The organism is Novosphingobium colocasiae (assembly GCF_014652555.1).
Classification (GTDB): domain Bacteria; phylum Pseudomonadota; class Alphaproteobacteria; order Sphingomonadales; family Sphingomonadaceae; genus Novosphingobium; species Novosphingobium colocasiae.
Window position 1 is genome coordinate 186,301 of record NZ_BMZA01000005.1, and the last position, 17,021, is coordinate 203,321.

The following is a 17,021-nucleotide window of genomic DNA, read 5'->3' on the forward strand; positions in this document are numbered from 1 at the left end:
GCGCGTCCGGGAAACTCCCGCAGATCGCGTTACCGGCGGGTAAGTGCGGTTAACCCAAAATTAGGAACGATCTGCGATCTCCACGAACGGAGAGTCTCATTTTCGTTTCGCAATCGGGGGACAAGCGTTGCGCGTACTGGCTTTGGCATCGCAGAAGGGCGGGTCCGGAAAGACCACGTTGTCGGGGCATCTCGCCGTCCAGGCGCAGCGCGCCGGCGCGGGCCCGGTGGTGCTGATCGACATCGATCCGCAAGGTTCGCTGGCCGACTGGTGGAACGAGCGCGAGGCGGAATACCCCGCTTTCGCGCAGACCACGGTCGCGCGGCTCGCCAGCGATCTGCAGTTGCTGCGCCAGCAGGGCTTCAAGCTGGCCGTCATCGATACCCCGCCCGCCATCACCATGGCGATCCAGAGCGTGATCTCGGTCGCCGAACTGATCGTCGTGCCGACCCGCCCCAGCCCGCATGACCTGCGCGCCGTGGGGGCCACGGTCGACATGTGCGAACGCTCGGGCAAGCCGCTGCTGTTCGTCGTCAACGCCGCGACGCCCAAGGCGCGCATCACTGCGGAGGCGGCGGTAGCGCTGTCGCAGCACGGCACTGTCGCGCCGATCACGCTGCACCAGCGCACCGATTTCGCCGCTTCGATGATCGATGGCCGCACCGTCATGGAATGCGATCCGAACGGCCGCTCCGCCGCCGAGGTCGCGGCACTGTGGAACTATGTCGCCGATCGGCTGGAAAAGAACTTCCGCCGCACCGTTTTCTCTGCCGCCGGCAACCAGCCTGCACTGGTTGGCGCGGGCCGGCCGATGGGTGGCTTCGGCCGCCGCGTCGCCGGGTCCTGAGGGGAGCGCCGGCCATGACCATCCCCCGCAGCCTCGCATCGCTCTCGGCAGACCTGCTGGCCCGCAAGGGTGGGGCAAAGCCCGCCATGCGTCGCCAGCCGATCTGTGGCGGCGGCGAAGCGGGTGATGCCGGGGCCGATGACCTGGGCTGGAACGACTGGGGCCATGCGCCCGCCGAAGCGGTTGCTTCGCAGCCCGCCACGCCCGCGCCGGCCCTCGATACGCCGGACGTGCCCGAAGTGCTGCGCCGGATCGAGGAACTGGGGCGGCGCATTTCTGCGGCTCCGCCAACCGCGCCGGCATCGCGCCCTGCCGGCCGCCGCGCCGCTTTTACCCTGCGTCTTGATAGCGATCGCCACCTGCGGCTGCGGATGACCAGCACCATGCTGGACCGCAGCGCCCAGGACATCGTGACCGAAGCGCTCGACCTCTACATTTCGCAACTCCCTGAAATCGCATCGCTGGCCGAGCTGGCCCGCAAGCATCGCTGAGCATCAAGGCAAAGGATAAGTCCTATGGAACGCGTCAACAGCCAGGCCAGAAACATCGGTTTCACCCTATGCACCGCGATGGCTGCGGCACTGTTCGCCGGGGGTGTCGTCAGTGCGCATGCCGCTTACGCCGGTCAGACCACCGAGGCGAGCGACAGCGGCGAAAGCCAGGCGTCGAGCCCGGCGATCGCCAAGGCGGAAAAGCGCGTCGCCAAATCGCCCAACGACGCAGGGGCCCGCCTTTCGCTGGCCCAGGCCTACCTTGCGGCGGGTCGGTTCGAAGCGGCTTCGACCACGTTCGAGGATGTCGACACGCTTGGCCGCGCCGGCCCGGACATCGCCCTGGCTCGCGCGCTCGCCTATATCGGCTCGGGCCGCCAGACCGAAGCGCGCACCCTGCTCGAAGCCAACCGCGATGCGATCCCCGCCAGCGATTATGGCCTGGCCATCGCGCTGGCCGGAGAGACCGCGCAGGGCGTGGCGATCCTGTCGGACGTGGTGCGCGGCGGCAACGCGACCGTGAAATCACGCCAGAACCTTGCTTATGTCTACGCCCTCGATGGCCGCTGGGCCGCCGCGCGGGTGATCGCCGGGCAGGACGTTCCTGCCGACCAGATCGATGCGCGGATGGACGAATGGGCGCAGCAGCTCCTGCCGCAGGCCTCGCGCCAGCGCGTGGCGATGATGCTCAACGTGCCGGTGCGCGCCGATGCCGGCCAGCCCGCCGAACTCGCGCTCGCCGGTCGCGCGCCGACCCAGTATGCCGAGGCGACCACCACCGCCTCGCTCGCCACCCTGCAGCCGGGCAGCGAACTGCCGGCCCTGGCCGATGCGCAGGACGCCGCTCCGACCGAAGTCGCCACGACACCGGCACCGGTCAGCCACGCGCTGGCGATGGCTGAGCCCGAAGCGCCGCGCGCTGCCACCCCGGCCTTCATACCCGCGCCGACGCCGCTCACCGCGCGCGCGCCCAAGGTCCGCGCCACCCCGCTTGCCGAGCCGACCGCCGCCGCCGCCTTCGCCGATCTGCGCCCCGCCACCGCGTCTGCGCCGTCCGGCCCGGCCGCGCCCCGGGCGCACCACGCCGGCATCGCTTCCACGCACCGCGTCCAGCTCGGCTCGTTCCGCACGCTCGACGGGGCCAAGCGGTCGCTGGCGATCTTCAAGTCGCGCAATCCCGAACTGCGCGACCACCAGCTTGAGATCACCGAGGCGCAAGTGCGCGGCCAGCGCTACTTCCGCGTCGCCGCGCGCGATTTCGGCCATCAGGAAGCGTCCAGCTTCTGCTCGTCGGTCAAGGGCCGCGGCGCAGGCTGCTTCGCCTATGCCGAAAAGCAGCCGCTGCCCGGCGCGGTCGGCGGCGTCCTGTTCGCCGATCGCGGCACCGCCCCGGCCACGGCACGCGAACGCGCCCGCTGATCCTTCCTCCCTCGCAGACCCTTTCATGCGAGCCTTGCGGCCTCCCGTCCCCGGACGGGAGGCCGATTTTCTGCGGTTTTGAGACGCGCAACCAAGCGAGCCAGACTTTTGTCATTTGCGCGAAAGCGGGAATACCGCTCCAACGGCTGTCGGCTTGACGCTTGCAAATGAAGGTCGCAGAGAGTTCTCGAGAAAAGCACCCATCATGCAGCAGGGAATGCTTTACGTCCTCAGGACGTAAAGCATTCCCTGCTGTAACGCAACTGTCGATCGTTTGCATGTTGATTGGCATCAGGACTTGACAAGCCATGTAATGAACTCCATACGTCCTAAGGACGTATGGAGTTCATTACTGTGCCTATATATTTTAGTCAGGCGATTGCTCGGATGCTGGCAGATGCCGATCTCCCGCTCGTTACCGAATATCAGCTATATCACCGCGTTCGGCCGCTTTTAGCCACTGGGCAATATTCCGGAGAGCGCATTCTACGCCTCCCAGCCTACTGGTCGCAGCCTCAACACCGCGCGATGATCCGTACATTGGAGAAGCGCAGGGTCCTAGCACCGGACGAAGACTTCAAGGCCGGCGTGTGGCGCGTCGTTCAGGCAGCAATCGCGCCCACGGCCGAAGAGGCCATTTGCCTGGTCGATCCCTTCGCTTACATTTCGCATCTGTCTGCCATGCAGCGATATGGCGTCACGGATCGCTCGCCCGAGGCGCTGCACGTTACGACACCGGCCCGCACGCTCTGGACACATATGCGCGACGTCCAGATGGCCGAGGATTACGAAGACGAGCCGGCGCAATCTCTCCTGCCGCAACTCAGCAGGATCGGCATTCGCGAACAGGTTCGACGTCGCCGCGTCATTATCCACGAATCGAAGCATCCAGCCGAACCGGCCCCTATCGCCGGGAGCGTCAGCCGAATTGCCACGATCGGTAGAGTCTTCGTCGACATGCTCGACCAACCGCTGCTCTGCGGGGGTATTCGCCATGTGCTCGACTGTTATGACCGGCACGCCGCACAATGGCTTGATGAGATCGTCGCTGCGGTCGATACGACGGACAGCCCGATCGTGAAGGTGCGGGCCGGCTACATCCTCGATGAGATGTTGGGTCTGTTGCACCCGGACATCAACGGATGGACGCGATGCGCACAGCGGGGAGGCTCTCGCAAGCTCGACTCGCAGGCTCCATATGGGCAGGTCTTTTCGGAAAAATGGATGATCGCGCTCAATGCCTGATACGGATCCGGTCGTCGAAATCGTCGATGTCGATATTCGCGCATGGGTCAAAAGCGCCCGCGCCGACCCCCAATTGTATCTCGACCGACAAGTTACCGAGATCGTCCTCGCCGCGATCGGGCTTTCGCCTTCGCTCAGTCAGAGCCTTGTTTTGAAAGGCGGCACGCTCATGGCGCTGGCCTTCGGTTCGCGTCGCGTGACTGGCGATGTGGATTTCTCCGCGACAGTACCGCCGGATGGTTTCGACGACCTGCTACGAGATGAGCTCGATGCGAAATTGCACGCGGCTGCCATCAAGCTTGGCTATCTCGATCTCGTCTGCCGGGTGCAGGGCGTGAAGCGACGCCCACATTCCGATTTGTTCGAGAATGCCGAATTTCCCGCGCTCGAATTGCGCGTTGGGTCGGCAGAGCGGGGCAGCAAGCAGGAAGCGGCATTGGCAGAGGGAAAAGCGAGCCGCATCCTGTTCGTCGAGGTCAGCTTTCGCGATCAGGTCTACGCGTTTCAAGAGCTCAATCTAGGAGAGGCCGATATCGCGGTCCGCGCGTTCACGCTCGGCGAGCTAATCGCCGAAAAATTGCGCGCGCTTCTGCAACAACCGATCCGCAACCGAAACCGGCGACAGGATGTCTATGACATCGCTCTGCTGATCGATGAAAATCCGCTGGGCGATGCGCTTCGAGTAAAGATTTTGGAGACGTTGATCGAAAAGTGCCGATCGCGCAGGATCGAGCCCACGCGCGAATCGATTGATGACCCAGAGGTGGCGAGACGCGCGCAACGGGATTGGGAAACGCTACGGCTCGAAGTGTCCGACCTGCCGCCCTTCGAAGAACGCTTCGCTGCTGTCAGAGAGTTCTATCGCTCCCTGCCGTGGTAACGGCTTCGGCCGCCGGGATGACGAAAGCAGAAAGGAAAGCGCGTCCCGCATCAGCTCCGGCGCAACGCCTTCCGGCCCACACCCCCCATCACCCCGCCTTGATCTTCACCGCCACCCCGCCCTTGAACAGCGCCAGCACGCGGCCGGTGACCGGGAGCTTGTCGAACGGGGTGTTGCCGGCGCTGGCGGCCATCTTTTCCGAATCGACGATCCACGGCCGTTCCGGGTCGATCACGGCGATATCCGCCTCTGCGGCCACGGCCAGCCGCCCGGCGTTGACGCCCAGCAGCGCGGCCGGGTTGGCGCTCAACAGGGCGAAGGCGCGGGGGAGGTCGATCCGGCCGTCGGCGACGAGGTTGAGCGTCAGCGGCAGCAGCGTTTCCGCGCCGGCCATGCCGGGGCTCGAATCGGCGAAGGGCAGGCGCTTGTCCTCAGGCCCGCGCGGATCGTGGCCGGAGCCGATGGTGTCGATCGTGCCATCGGCGATGGCGGCGATCACTGCCTGCCGGTCCGCCTCCTGCCGCAGCGGCGGGGAGACGTGGGCAAAGGTGCGGAAATTGCCGATCGCAAGGTCGGACAGCATGAAATAGGCGGGCGTCGTCCCCGCCGTCACCCGGATGCCGCGCGCCTTGGCGGTGCGGATCAGGTCCAGCCCGGCGGCGGTGGTCACGGCGCGGAAATGGATGCGCGCGCCCGCGAGGTCAGCCAGCGCCAGATCGCGCATGATCGCCAGCGCCTCGGCCTCGGCCGGGGCGGCGGGGAGGCCGAGCCGGGTCGCCATCTCGCCGGTCGTCGCCACCGCCTTGCCGACCAGGCCGGCATCCTCGGCATGGGCGATCACCACCATGTCGAGCATGGCGGCATACTGGAGCAGCCGCAGCATGGTGCCCGAATCGGCGATCCACTTGCGCCCGGTAGCGATGGCGCGGGCCCCGGCATCACGCATCATCGCGATTTCCGCGAGCATCCGGCCTTCGAGGTTCTGCGTGGCGGCGGCGAGCGGGTGGACCCAGAAGTCCGGCTTGCCGGATTGCGCCGCGAACCGCACCCGCGCCGGCACGTCGAGCGGGGGGTTCTGGTCGGGCATCAGCGCGGCACGGGTGACGCCGCCGAAATGGAACGCGGGCTTGTCGATGGCGAACACGCCGATATCGACGAGGCCGGGGGCGATCAGCTTGCCGCGCGCGTCATGAACCTCGTCGCCCGGCTGCGCCACCACATCGCTGCCGATCGCGGTGATGAAACCCTTCTCGCAGCGCAGCGTGCCGGGGGCGATGGTGCCGTCGGCGTGAAGGATGCGGCCGCCGGTGATGGTGAGGGGCGGGTGCTGGCTCATGCCCAACCCTCCACCTTGCGCGCCCGCCGGGTGAGGACATCAAGGCAGGCCATGCGCATGGCGACGCCCATTTCCACCTGGGTGGTGATCTGCGAGCGGCCGACCAGATCGGCGACATTGCTCTCGATCTCGATCCCCCGGTTCATCGGGCCGGGATGCATGACCAGCGCATCGGGCTCGGCCAGCGCCAGCCGATCGAGCGAGAGGCCGTAGAGGTGGCGATATTCGCGAGGGGAGGGGATGAACTGCCCCTCCATCCGCTCCATCTGCAGGCGCAGCATCATCACCACGTCCGCGCCTTTGAGCGCCGCCGGGAAATCGTGGAAGACGCGCACCCCCATCTGCTCGATCGCGTCCGGCATCAGCGCGGGCGGGGCGCAGACGCGCACTTCGGCACCGAGCGAGACGAGGCACAGGATGTTCGATCGGGCGACGCGGCTGTGCAGGATATCGCCGCAGATCGTCACCCGCAGGCCGTTGAAGTGGCGCTTGGCGTGGCGGATCGTCAGCGCATCGAGCAGGGCCTGAGTGGGGTGTTCGTGCTGGCCGTCCCCGGCGTTCAGCACCGGGCAGCCGACCTTCCCGGCGATAAGCTGCACCGCGCCCGAACTGCCGTGGCGGATGACGATGGCGTCGGCCTGCATGGCGTTGAGGGTCATCGCCGTGTCGATCAGCGTTTCACCCTTTTTCACGCTGCTGGTGGCGACCGCCATGTTGACGACATCCGCGCCCAGCCGCTTGCCGGCGATCTCGAACGAGAGGAGCGTGCGGGTGGAATTCTCGAAGAAGGCGTTGATGATGGTCAGCCCGCGCAGCAATTCGCGCCGTTTCTCCGCGCCCCGGTTCAGTTCCACCCACTGTTCCGCCTCGTCGAGGAGGTAGAAGATCTCATGGGGCGCAAGGCCGGCGATGCCGACCAGGCCGGCGTGCGGGAAGGCGGCGGAGCCTTCCGGATAGCTGAATTCCGGCGATGTCATTGAAGACAGCGCCTTAGGCCTGCCGGGCCCGGCGAACAAGCCGATTCGGGCGCACCGTGGCGCTCTGTCCACCGTTACCGTGTGCGGCGCGCCCTTTCGCCGCGCCGCCGGCTCGGTTAAGCGGGAGGCCCCGGTTCAGGAGATCCCATGGTTTTCGCGCGCAAGGTCTGGAAGCTGCTGGTCGCGATCAAGGACGCGATGGTGCTCCTGCTGCTGATCCTGTTCTTCGGCGTGCTCTATGCCGCCATGTCGTCGCGGCCGGTGCCGGGGCGGGTGGCGGATGGTGCGCTGCTGATAGATCTTGACGGGGCGATCGTCGAGGAAGCGAGCAATCCCGATCCGTTGCGCATGGCGCTGGCAGGGGAAGCCCCGACCGGCGAGTTCCAGGCGCGCGATGTGGCCCGCGCGGTGCGGCTGGCGGCGGATGACAAGCGGATCAAGGCGGTGGTGCTGGACCTGTCGCGCTTCACCGGTGCCGGGCGCGTCCACCTCAACGATATCGGCGCGGCGATGGATGCGGTGCGCAAGGCGGGCAAGCCGGTGCTGACTTTCGCGCATATCTATGCCGACGATGGCGTCCAGCTCGCCGCACATGCGAGCGAGGCGTGGGTCGATCCGATGGGCGGCGCGGTGGTGGCCGGGCCGGGCGGATCGATGCAGTTCTTCAAGGGTCTGCTCGATCGCTTCAAGGTCAAGGCGCACGTCTATCGCGTGGGCACCTACAAGAGCTTCGTCGAACCCTATATCCTTGAAAAGATGTCCGACCCTGCGCGGGAAGAGAACACGGCGCTACTCGGTTCGGTCTGGCAGACGTGGAAGGCGGGTATCGCCAAGGCGCGGCCCAAGGCGAACATCGCCCAAATGACCACCGATCCCGCCGGCTGGGCGCGGTCGGTGAACGGCGATCTGGCGCAAGGCGCGAAATCCGCCGGGCTGATCGACCGGATCGGCGACAAGACCGAATTCGACGCCCGCATCGCCCAGCTCGTCGGCAAGGGCGATGCGGACGATCTGCCTTATGCCCACACCCTGCTGGCGGACTGGCTGGCGGCCAACCCGATGAGCGAAAAGGGCGCGGCGATCGGCGTCATCACCATCGCCGGCGATGTGGTGGACGGCGATGCCGGTCCGGGCAATGCCGGGGGCGATCGCATCGCCGGGCTGCTCGACAAGGCGCTGGAAGAAGGCGACCTGAAGGCGCTGGTGGTGCGGATCGACAGCCCCGGCGGTGCTGCGCTGGCCGGCGAGCGTATGCGACGGGCGATCGATCGCTACCGGCAGAAGGGCATCCCGGTGATCGCCTCGATGGCCAACGTCGCGGCCAGCGCCGGTTATATGGTCGCCGCGCCTGCAGATCGCATCTTTGCCGAACCCGATACGATCACCGGATCGATCGGCGTGTTCGCCATCATCCCCAGCTTCGAGGATACGCTGGCACAGTACGGCGTCACCACCGATTCGGTGCGGGCGACGCCGCTATCGGGCCAGCCCGATGTGCTCGGCGGGATCAACGACGAAACCTCGCAACTGCTGCAGGCTTCGGTCGAAAGCGCTTATGCGAAGTTCGTCGGCGTCGTGGCGCAGGGGCGCAAGGTTCCGGCCGCGAAGATTGAAGCCATCGCGCAAGGGCGGGTCTGGTCGGGCGAGCAGGCGCGGCAGAACGGTCTGGTCGACGAATACGGCGATCTCGATGCGGCGCTGGCCTATGCCGCCAAGCGTGCGGGGGTGGCGAGCGGGTGGCACGCGCAGTTCCTCGAATCGAAGGAATCGACCTGGGCGATGCTGCTGGGCGATCTCGGCCAAGGGGCTGCGCGCGCGAAGGCGGGGCAGGGCGCGGCTTACGATTTCGCCGGCCTCGTCGCCGCGCGCGAACGCCAGCAGCTATCGCGGGCCGGGACGCAGATTCAGCGGATGATGGGCGGGACGGGGATGCAGGCTTACTGCATCGGCTGCCCGGTGAATGCGGGCATGGCTCCGGTCAATGACCGCACTGCCGAAACATTTCTGGCGCGGTTGCTGGCCGGACGTTAGGCTGTTTAACAAATTCAGCACCGATTGGAATGGCCGGGATTGGTGGGAAGCGGACAATTTGCTTGAAAGCGTAGCCGGGTAGAAACCGGACGCAAGCCGCGCTACCAATTGCTCATGTCGAACTCGCAACAGACCGTCGCCATGCCGTGGGCATCGCGCCGCACCGTCAGAGCGGGCGGACTTATCGGCGTAGGGTTCGCGGCGGCTTCCGACTTGCTTCTGGTGGCAACTCATGATGGTCGAGGGGTTGTCGATTGCGCTACGGGAGAGCTTCTGGCTCGGGACGACGATCCGCTCTTCCCGTTCGATGAAGACACCCGGACGGCACAAGGGATCGGACCGCTTGCGGGTCAGGAAGTTGTGATCGCTGGACCGATCTACGGCGGCACTCTATCAACCGAGACGCAGGACGGCTGGCGCTTGTCGGGCCGGTTGACGAACAGCAGTAACGATGTGGTCATCCTAATTCCTCCAACGGAGGAAACCGGTGAACCTTCCACATTCACCAGCTTCGTCCCGGAGGTGCGCGTTTTTGGGTTCTCACCGACCGGACGCTCCTTCGTCATTGGAACGGGCGCGGAAGTCTATACCTTCGCCCGCTAACGACTGCTCTCGGTCCACCACGGATCGGTGTTGAACGGCAGGCATTGGGCGTCAACGGTCGTTCGATTTTGTCCACGCGCGCAGGACATGACAGGGTCCAGCCTTCGCGGGAACCCTGGCAGATCACACCTCCGGCAGTTCCGCCGGCCCGGTGTCGGGCATGTCGAAATCAGGCGCGATTTCGGGTGCTTCGGGTTGGGCAGGCGGTTCGACCGGCTGCTGGCTGGGCTGCAGCGGCGGGGTCTCGTCGGGCGTGTTGCCGGGCTCGTCGCCGGGTTGGGTAGCCATGGAATGCGCTTTCTGCCGCGCGACGGCGGCGATGGGATCGAGGGTCGCAACCAAGGTGGGCACCCCCGGACGGGCGTGCAAGGGCGGCAGGATGCAGCGGTTCACACGCGCGACACTTGCCCTTTTGCGTGCGAACTTATAAGGGCCCGTCCCTTGAGTTTCACGGCTTCATCCAAGCGGGCGTGGCGGAACTGGTAGACGCAGCAGGTTTAGGTCCTGCCATCGCAAGATGTGGGGGTTCGAGTCCCTTCGCCCGCACCAGTTTTCCGCCTCTGTCGGGAGGGAGGGTGAGCCGATACCGACACGCAAGGAAGGCAGCGAAATGCAGATTGTCGAAACCACCAACGAGGGCCTCAAGCGCGCCTACACGGTGACCATCCCCGCCGCGACCATCGTCGCGCGGATCGAAGGCGAAGTGAAGAAGATCGCCCCGCAGGTGCGCATGCCCGGCTTCCGCCCCGGCAAGGTTCCCGCCAACCTGGTGCGCAAGATGCACGGCCCGGCCATCCATCAGGATGCGCTGAACACCGCGATCCGCGAAGCGATGGACCAACTCGTCACCGAGCAGAAGCTGCGCCCGGCGATGAACCCGGACGTTGCCTTGGGCGACGGCTACGAAGAAGGCAAGGACGCCGAGCTGTCGGTCAGCCTGGAAGTGCTGCCGCAGATCGAATCCCCGTCGACCGAAGGCTTCAAGCTGGAAAAGCTGGTGGTGCCGGTTTCGGACGAGGCGGTGGACGAATCGCTCGGCACGATCGCCAAGGGCCAGCAGCGCTATGAAACCAAGGATGGCGAAGCGGCGGACGGCGACCAGTTGATTATCGACTTCACCGGCAAGCTGGACGGCGTCGAGTTCGAAGGCGGCAAGGCCGAAAAGGCCCCGCTGGTGATCGGCGCGGACCGTTTCATCCCCGGCTTCGAAGAGCAGCTCAAGGGTGCCAAGGCCGGCGACGAGCGCACCATCACCGTGACCTTCCCCGACGACTACCCCGCCGAAAACCTCAAGGGCAAGGAAACCACTTTCGACATCGTCGTCCATGAAGTGAAGGCCCCGGTCGACACCGTGGTGGACGAGGAATTCGCCAAGACCCTGGGCTTTGCCGATCTCGGCGCGCTCAAGGACCTGATCCGCGGCCAGCTTGAGCAGGAAACCGCCGGGCTTACCCGCACGGCGATGAAGCGCTCGCTGCTCGACCAGCTTGCCGCCGGCCACGATTTCGCCGTGCCGCCTTCGATGGTCGAAGCCGAATTCGCGCAGATCTGGGAGCAGTTGACCCAGGAAGCCGCGAACGAGGAAGATCCTGCCGCCGCCCTCAAGGAAATCGAGGACGAGAAGGACGATTACCGCAAGATCGCCGAGCGCCGCGTGCGTCTGGGCCTGCTGCTGTCGGAAATCGGCCAGGCCAACGGCGTCGAAGTATCGCAGCAGGAAATGTCGATGCTGGTGAGCCGCGCCGCCCAGCAGTATCGCCCGGAAGACCGCCAGCGCTTCATGGAATACGTCCAGCAGGACCCGATGCTCGCCGCCCAGTTGCGCGCGCCCCTCTATGAGGACAAGGTCATCGACTTCCTGATCGAGAAGTCGGACGTCACCGAGCGCGAGGTGACCAAGGAAGAGCTGCAGGCCGCGATCGAGGCCGATGCCGACGAGGGCGATGCGCCCAAGAAGGCCGCCGCCAAGAAGGCTCCCGCCAAGAAGGCCAAGAAGGCTGACGATGCCGAAGCCGCTCGGGCCGAAGCCGTCGCTGCTGACGAAGTCGTTGCCGAGGACAAGCCGAAGAAGGCCCCCGCCAAGAAGAAGGCCGCCGCAGCCGAAGGCGATGAAGCCGAGGCCAAGCCGGCCGCCAAGAAGGCTCCGGCCAAGAAGAAGGCCGCCGCCACCGAGGAGTGATCCTCGTCCGGCCTGCCACCTGATGCAAAGGGCCCGGCGCAACCCTGCGCCGGGCCCTTTTGCCTTTCCCGGCCACCTTGTCCCAAGGATTGGGATTAACGCCCTTGAATGTCGGGACCTGGCGCGCGACATAGGCACCTGCAACCAGATGAGGACTCCCATGCTCGACCTGTTCGGCGCGTCGAACGCCCAAGGAAAATTCACTACCGATCCCGTGACCGGCGCTCTGGTGCCTATGGTCGTCGAGCAGACCAGCCGCGGCGAACGCAGTTTCGATATCTATTCCCGCCTGCTGCGCGAACGCATCGTGTTCATCACCGGCGAGGTTGAGGATCACATGGCTTCGCTGATCGTGGCGCAGTTGCTGTTCCTCGAATCGGAAAATCCGTCGAAGGACATCTCGATGTACATCAACTCGCCGGGCGGGGTCGTCACGGCGGGCATGGCGATCCATGACACCATGCAGTACATCAAGCCGCGCGTCTCGACCGTGTGCATCGGGCAGGCCGCCTCGATGGGCAGTTTCCTGCTGGCCGCCGGTGAGCCGGGCATGCGCATCGCGCTCCCCAATGCGCGGATCATGGTCCACCAGCCTTCGGGCGGCGCGCGCGGCATGGCTTCGGACATCGAGATCCAGGCACGCGAAATCCTGCGCATGCGGACCCGGCTGAACGCGCTTTACGTGAAGTACACCGGCAAGTCGCTTGACGAGATCGAGAAGGCGATGGACCGCGATACCTTCCTTGAAGCCGAAGAAGCGCTGGCGTTCGGCCTGGTGGACAAGGTGTTCGAAACCCGCCCGGATGCGGAAAAGGGCGATAGCTGACGCCTGACGAACGGGGCCGGGGCGGGAGTTGCATCTTCAGCCTCGGTCAAGCATTTCGGGCTAGGATTGCTAAACCAGCCCCCTGCAAGGTAGACTGGTTGAGTCGCCTCGCACGGGGGCATAAAAACGGATAATGACGAAATTGAGCGGATCTGACGCGAAGAGCACCCTCTACTGCAGCTTCTGTGGGAAGTCGCAGCACGAGGTGCGCAAGCTGATCGCGGGCCCCACGGTGTTCATCTGCGACGAATGTGTCGAGCTTTGCAACGACATCATCCGCGAGGAAACCAAGGCCGGGATCGCGGGCAAGAAGGACGGCGGCGTGCCCACGCCGCTCGACATCTGCAAGACCCTGAACGATTACGTGATCGGTCAGCAGCGCGCCAAGCGCGTGCTGTCGGTTGCCGTGCACAACCACTACAAGCGGTTGAAGCATTCGGGCAAGCAGGGCGATGTCGAGCTGTCGAAGTCGAACATCCTGCTCGTCGGGCCGACAGGTTGCGGCAAGACGCTGCTCGCGCAGACGCTGGCCAAGACCTTCGACGTTCCCTTCACCATGGCCGATGCCACCACGCTGACCGAAGCCGGTTACGTGGGTGAGGACGTGGAGAACATCATCCTCAAGCTGCTGCAGGCGTCCGACTACAACGTCGAAAAGGCGCAGCACGGCATCGTCTATATCGACGAGATCGACAAGATCAGCCGCAAGGCCGAAAACCCGTCGATCACGCGCGACGTTTCGGGCGAAGGCGTGCAGCAGGCACTGCTCAAGCTGATGGAAGGCACCACCGCCTCGGTGCCGCCGCAGGGTGGCCGCAAGCATCCGCAGCAGGAATTCCTGCAGGTGGATACGACCAACATCCTGTTCATCTGCGGCGGTGCCTTTGCCGGCCTTGAAAAGATCATCGCCGATCGCCTGCAAAAGCGCTCGATCGGGTTCGGCGCGCACGTTGCCGATCCCGACAAGCGCCGCGTCGGCGAACTGCTGACCCGCAGCGAGCCCGAGGATCTGCTGAAGTTCGGGCTGATCCCCGAATTCGTCGGCCGTCTGCCGGTGATCGCGACCCTCGAAGACCTCGACATCACGGCACTGGTCAAGATCCTGCGCGAACCCAAGAACGCGCTGATCAAGCAGTACGCCAGGCTGTTCGAGCTGGAAGACGTGACGCTGACCTTCACCGAGGAAGCGCTGGAGGCGATCGCCCAGAAGGCGATCGACCGCAAGACCGGCGCGCGGGGCCTGCGCTCCATCGTCGAAGGCCTGCTGCTCGACACCATGTTCGACCTGCCGACCGAAACCGACATCGCCGAAGTGGTGGTGGACAAGGACGTGGTCGACGGCCGCAAGGAACCGGTGCGCGTCCTCAAGGGCGACAAGGAAGCCGAACAGGCCGCTTGATCGGGAAAACGCGAAAATGCAAAGGGCCGTTCGCCGAAAGGTGGGCGGCCTTTTCTTTGGGGGGGCTCTCGAACAGTCGTCCGTCCCGCGAAGGCGGGAACCCATCTGCTGAGCTATTGTGAGCTGGGTCGCCGCGTTCGCGGGGATGACGAAAGGGAAAAAGCGGGGGTGTTGCTCTTATCTCACCCCTCGCCGGCCTTGCGCCGCTCGACCAGTGCTTTCAGCCTTGCCACCCGCTCGGGCGGGAGCAGGTCCAGTGCGTTGTAGGTCGTCTCGAACGCGGGAATGCCGGCGGGGAATGCGACCCACGGCATCGCCTCGCCGGTGAAGATCACCGCGTCGGGTGTCACCCATGACGCATCGTCCAGCGTGCCGACCCGCAAACCAGCGCCCAGCCGGCCCATGCGCGGATAGAAGCTCACCACCGCCGTGCCGCAGGCGGTGCAGCGGCAGATCGTGTGCGGGCCGCCGCTGCCGGCGGTGACGATATGTTCGCTGAACGCGCCTTGCGTCAGCACGAACCGCTCGCCCTCATAGAAGGCGTTGACCACGCTGGTGCCGCCGGTCTGCTGCTGGCACTGGCGACAGTGGCAGTTGTTGACGAAGATCGGCTCGCCTTCCACCCGATAGCGAACGTGGCCGCAGCCGCAGCCGCCGTCGTGGAACCCTTCGGTCATTGTCCGGCCCCTTCCAGGCATTCCAGCGCGCACGGTGCGCCGCTGGCGGTCTCGATCTGCACGGTGGCGTGGCCGATGCCGAAACGATGGTCGAGATCGTCGGCCAGCGTGCTCAGGAAATCGTGCGCGATCGGTGCGCCGTCCATGACGAGGTGGACGGTCAGCGCGGTTTCGGTCGTGCTCATCGGCCAGATGTGCAGATCGTGCAGCGCGGTCACCCCCGGCCGGGCGGTCAGGAAGTCGCGCACGGCGCGGCTGTCGATCGCCTCGGGTACCGCCAGCATCCCCATGCGCAGTGAATCCCTGAGCAGGCCCCAACTGGACCAGCCGATCACGGCGGTGATGATCAGCGACGTCACCGGGTCGATCCACTGCCTGCCGGTCAGCCAGATCAGCAGGCCGGCGATCACCACCCCGGCGGAGACGGCGGCATCGGCCATCAGGTGGACGAAGGCAGCGCGCAAGTTGAGGTCCGATTTGGAACCGCGCGCAAACAGCATGGCTGACAGCGCGTTGACGAGGATGCCGGCGGCGGCGACCACCATCATCGTCGGCCCGGCAACGGTAGAAGGTTCGAAGAAGCGCCGCACCGTTTCGACCAGGATCATCCCGATCGCGACCCACAGCAGCGCCGCATTGGCCAGCGAGGCGAGGATCGACGAGCTCTTCAGGCCATAGGTGAAGCGCTGCGATGGCGGCCGCATCGCGAGAACGCTCGCCCCCCAGGCCAGCAGCAGCGACAGCACGTCCGAAAGGTTGTGCCCGGCGTCCGCCAGCAGCGCCATCGACCCGCTGTAAAACCCCGCCACCGCTTCCGCGACCACGAATCCGGCGTTCAAGGCCACCGCCAGCGCGAAGGCGCGGCTCATGCTGCCGGGCGGGGGCGGGGCGTGGTGATGGTGGCCGTGGCCATGCCCGTGGTCATGTGAGTGGTCGTGATCGTGCGGGGCGTGGTGGTGGCTGCTCATCGGGGCGCGATGACATGGCGGGGCGGTTTGCGGCAAGCGATGACGTATCATATCATCGCACGAAGCCCGCATTTCGCCGCGCCCGGCACTTTGTGGGACTGCAGGCGTTGCCTACATTGCGGGCTTACGACGATCATCCGAAACCAAAAGTTTGCCCCATAAGCCACGTCGTGCTGAACTCGTTTCAGCATCCATCGAGCCTTCGGGAACATGTGCCCGGAGGCGAAATGGACCCTGAAACGAGTTCAGGGTGACGAGCGTTTGGTCGTGAGCCTCAGTGCCTACTGCATTCCCGGCCCAGCCCAGCGGAGATTTCCATGAAGACCAGCGGCAATACCATTCTTCTGACAGGCGGCGGTTCGGGCATTGGCCGCGAGCTGGCGCGGCGCTGGCACGATGCCGGGAACACCGTGATCGTCACCGGCCGTACCGAGGGCAGCCTTGCCGCCACCGGTGAAGGGCGCTCTCAGCTTCACGCCCGCGTGCTTGATGTGACCGATCCTGAAGCGGTGGCTACGTTTGCCGAGCGCATCATCAGCGAATTTCCCGCGCTCAACGTGCTGGTCAACAATGCCGGGATCATGCCGCTGGAGGACGTGGCCCAGCCGCGCGATCTGGGGCCTGCCGAAGACTGCATCGCCACCAACCTTGTCGCGCCGATCCGCCTGACCGATGCGCTGCTGGCGCATCTCAAGTCTGTGGATGACGCCGTGATCGTCAACGTCTCGTCGGGTCTCGCCTTCGTGCCGCTGGTGCGCGCGGCGGTCTATTCGGCGACCAAGGCGGCGATCCATTCGTGGACCGAATCCTTGCGCGAAGCGCTGGTCGATCGTGTCGAGGTGATCGAACTGGCACCGCCCGCGGTGCAGACCGAACTGACGCCGGGGCAATCCACCCGCGCCGGTTACATGCCGCTGGACGAATTCATCGACGAGGTGATGGACCTGTTCGCCAAGGTGCCGACGCCGGCGTTCATCGGCGTCCAGCGCGTGCGCGCCTTGCGCGATGCCGAGGTGGAAGGGCGCTACGAGCAGGTGTTCGGCATGTTGAATGCGCCGGTGACGTAACGGCTGTTCGTGCTGAAGCGGGATCCCTCTGAGTTCACAAACGAAGTGCAACACCTCAGACAGGTGCTGCCATGTC

General features: G+C 65.5%; 16 protein-coding genes and 1 tRNA gene. 12 read left to right on the forward strand and 5 right to left on the reverse strand.

Annotated features, from left to right (window positions below):
- Positions 1-127: 127 nt before the first annotated feature.
- The 5 genes from IE122_RS09635 to IE122_RS09655 all read left to right on the forward strand — a co-directional run bounded on the left by IE122_RS09635 (position 128) and on the right by IE122_RS09655 (position 4,882).
- The gene (locus IE122_RS09635) at positions 128-847 is read left to right on the forward strand and encodes an AAA family ATPase (protein WP_189620943.1); all 720 of its coding nucleotides are present in this window, start codon (positions 128-130) and stop codon (positions 845-847) included.
- Between the two features lie 14 nt (positions 848-861).
- The gene (locus IE122_RS09640) at positions 862-1,338 is read left to right on the forward strand and encodes a hypothetical protein (protein WP_189620944.1); all 477 of its coding nucleotides are present in this window, start codon (positions 862-864) and stop codon (positions 1,336-1,338) included.
- Positions 1,339-1,362: 24 nt separating this feature from the next.
- A complete protein-coding gene (locus IE122_RS09645) occupies positions 1,363-2,757 on the forward strand; it encodes a tetratricopeptide repeat protein (protein WP_189620945.1) in 1,395 nt (464 codons plus the stop codon).
- Between the two features lie 387 nt (positions 2,758-3,144).
- Entirely contained in the window at positions 3,145-4,002 is an 858-nt protein-coding gene (locus IE122_RS09650; RefSeq protein WP_189620946.1) for a hypothetical protein, read from the forward strand.
- Positions 3,995-4,882, forward strand: a complete 888-nt coding sequence (locus IE122_RS09655; RefSeq protein ID WP_189620947.1) for a nucleotidyl transferase AbiEii/AbiGii toxin family protein — start codon at positions 3,995-3,997, stop codon at positions 4,880-4,882. Before IE122_RS09650 ends, IE122_RS09655 begins: the two co-directional genes overlap by 8 nt.
- Before the next feature lie 88 nt (positions 4,883-4,970).
- Here IE122_RS09655 and IE122_RS09660 read toward each other — a convergent pair whose 3' ends face one another.
- Together IE122_RS09660 and IE122_RS09665 are read right to left on the reverse strand one after the other, a co-directional pair.
- Positions 4,971-6,218, reverse strand: coding sequence for a dihydroorotase (locus tag IE122_RS09660; protein WP_189620948.1), 1,248 nt, complete (start codon positions 6,216-6,218; stop codon positions 4,971-4,973).
- Entirely contained in the window at positions 6,215-7,195 is a 981-nt protein-coding gene (locus IE122_RS09665; RefSeq protein WP_189620949.1) for an aspartate carbamoyltransferase catalytic subunit, read from the reverse strand. Before IE122_RS09665 ends, IE122_RS09660 begins: the two co-directional genes overlap by 4 nt.
- Positions 7,196-7,342: 147 nt before the next feature.
- Between IE122_RS09665 and sppA the strand changes: the two genes are divergently transcribed.
- A complete protein-coding gene (gene sppA, locus IE122_RS09670; RefSeq protein ID WP_189620950.1) occupies positions 7,343-9,226 on the forward strand; it encodes a signal peptide peptidase SppA in 1,884 nt (627 codons plus the stop codon).
- 114 nt (positions 9,227-9,340) lie between these two features.
- The gene (locus IE122_RS09675; RefSeq protein ID WP_189620951.1) at positions 9,341-9,829 is read left to right on the forward strand and encodes a hypothetical protein; all 489 of its coding nucleotides are present in this window, start codon (positions 9,341-9,343) and stop codon (positions 9,827-9,829) included.
- A 123-nt stretch (positions 9,830-9,952) separates the two neighbouring features.
- Here IE122_RS09675 and IE122_RS09680 read toward each other — a convergent pair whose 3' ends face one another.
- Positions 9,953-10,117: a hypothetical protein gene (locus IE122_RS09680; protein ID WP_189620952.1), complete on the reverse strand. Its 165-nt coding sequence runs from the start codon at positions 10,115-10,117 to the stop codon at positions 9,953-9,955.
- 176 nt (positions 10,118-10,293) lie between these two features.
- Here IE122_RS09680 and IE122_RS09685 point away from each other — a divergent pair.
- The 4 genes from IE122_RS09685 to clpX all read left to right on the forward strand — a co-directional run bounded on the left by IE122_RS09685 (position 10,294) and on the right by clpX (position 14,233).
- Positions 10,294-10,378, forward strand: a tRNA-Leu gene (locus IE122_RS09685).
- 61 nt (positions 10,379-10,439) lie between these two features.
- On the forward strand, positions 10,440-12,008 hold the full coding sequence (tig, locus tag IE122_RS09690) for a trigger factor (protein ID WP_189620953.1): 1,569 nt from the start codon (positions 10,440-10,442) through the stop codon (positions 12,006-12,008).
- A 160-nt stretch (positions 12,009-12,168) separates the two neighbouring features.
- Positions 12,169-12,834 (forward strand): ATP-dependent Clp endopeptidase proteolytic subunit ClpP, encoded by a 666-nt coding sequence (clpP, locus tag IE122_RS09695; RefSeq protein ID WP_189620954.1) that lies wholly within the window; start codon positions 12,169-12,171, stop codon positions 12,832-12,834.
- A gap of 133 nt (positions 12,835-12,967) precedes the next feature.
- The gene (clpX, locus tag IE122_RS09700) at positions 12,968-14,233 is read left to right on the forward strand and encodes an ATP-dependent Clp protease ATP-binding subunit ClpX (RefSeq protein WP_189620955.1); all 1,266 of its coding nucleotides are present in this window, start codon (positions 12,968-12,970) and stop codon (positions 14,231-14,233) included.
- A gap of 182 nt (positions 14,234-14,415) precedes the next feature.
- Here the strand turns inward: clpX and IE122_RS09705 are convergent, their stop codons facing one another.
- Both IE122_RS09705 and IE122_RS09710 read right to left on the reverse strand, forming a co-directional pair.
- Positions 14,416-14,910 (reverse strand): GFA family protein, encoded by a 495-nt coding sequence (locus IE122_RS09705; RefSeq protein ID WP_189620956.1) that lies wholly within the window; start codon positions 14,908-14,910, stop codon positions 14,416-14,418.
- On the reverse strand, positions 14,907-15,878 hold the full coding sequence (locus IE122_RS09710) for a cation diffusion facilitator family transporter (protein ID WP_189620957.1): 972 nt from the start codon (positions 15,876-15,878) through the stop codon (positions 14,907-14,909). The genes IE122_RS09705 and IE122_RS09710 overlap by 4 nt, the downstream gene beginning before the upstream one ends.
- 317 nt (positions 15,879-16,195) lie before the next feature.
- On the opposite strand from IE122_RS09710, the gene IE122_RS09715 reads away from it, so the two are divergent.
- Positions 16,196-16,945: an SDR family oxidoreductase gene (locus tag IE122_RS09715; protein WP_189620958.1), complete on the forward strand. Its 750-nt coding sequence runs from the start codon at positions 16,196-16,198 to the stop codon at positions 16,943-16,945.
- Positions 16,946-17,021: the final 76 nt, after the last annotated feature.

What these genes read in the sequence shown, in the direction of transcription:
- IE122_RS09640 (WP_189620944.1), top strand. Translation starts at nt 862, where the DNA reads ATGACCATCCCCCGCAGCCTCGCATCGCTCTCGGCAGACCTGCTGGCC.
- IE122_RS09645 (WP_189620945.1), top strand. Translation starts at nt 1,363, where the DNA reads ATGGAACGCGTCAACAGCCAGGCCAGAAACATCGGTTTCACCCTATGC.
- IE122_RS09650 (WP_189620946.1), top strand. Translation starts at nt 3,145, where the DNA reads ATGCTGGCAGATGCCGATCTCCCGCTCGTTACCGAATATCAGCTATAT.
- IE122_RS09655 (WP_189620947.1), top strand. Translation starts at nt 3,995, where the DNA reads ATGCCTGATACGGATCCGGTCGTCGAAATCGTCGATGTCGATATTCGC.
- IE122_RS09660 (WP_189620948.1), bottom strand. Translation starts at nt 6,218, where the DNA reads ATGAGCCAGCACCCGCCCCTCACCATCACCGGCGGCCGCATCCTTCAC.
- IE122_RS09665 (WP_189620949.1), bottom strand. Translation starts at nt 7,195, where the DNA reads ATGACATCGCCGGAATTCAGCTATCCGGAAGGCTCCGCCGCCTTCCCG.
- sppA (WP_189620950.1), top strand. Translation starts at nt 7,343, where the DNA reads ATGGTTTTCGCGCGCAAGGTCTGGAAGCTGCTGGTCGCGATCAAGGAC.
- IE122_RS09675 (WP_189620951.1), top strand. Translation starts at nt 9,341, where the DNA reads ATGTCGAACTCGCAACAGACCGTCGCCATGCCGTGGGCATCGCGCCGC.
- IE122_RS09680 (WP_189620952.1), bottom strand. Translation starts at nt 10,117, where the DNA reads ATGGCTACCCAACCCGGCGACGAGCCCGGCAACACGCCCGACGAGACC.
- tig (WP_189620953.1), top strand. Translation starts at nt 10,440, where the DNA reads ATGCAGATTGTCGAAACCACCAACGAGGGCCTCAAGCGCGCCTACACG.
- clpP (WP_189620954.1), top strand. Translation starts at nt 12,169, where the DNA reads ATGCTCGACCTGTTCGGCGCGTCGAACGCCCAAGGAAAATTCACTACC.
- clpX (WP_189620955.1), top strand. Translation starts at nt 12,968, where the DNA reads ATGACGAAATTGAGCGGATCTGACGCGAAGAGCACCCTCTACTGCAGC.
- IE122_RS09705 (WP_189620956.1), bottom strand. Translation starts at nt 14,910, where the DNA reads ATGACCGAAGGGTTCCACGACGGCGGCTGCGGCTGCGGCCACGTTCGC.
- IE122_RS09710 (WP_189620957.1), bottom strand. Translation starts at nt 15,878, where the DNA reads ATGAGCAGCCACCACCACGCCCCGCACGATCACGACCACTCACATGAC.
- IE122_RS09715 (WP_189620958.1), top strand. Translation starts at nt 16,196, where the DNA reads ATGAAGACCAGCGGCAATACCATTCTTCTGACAGGCGGCGGTTCGGGC.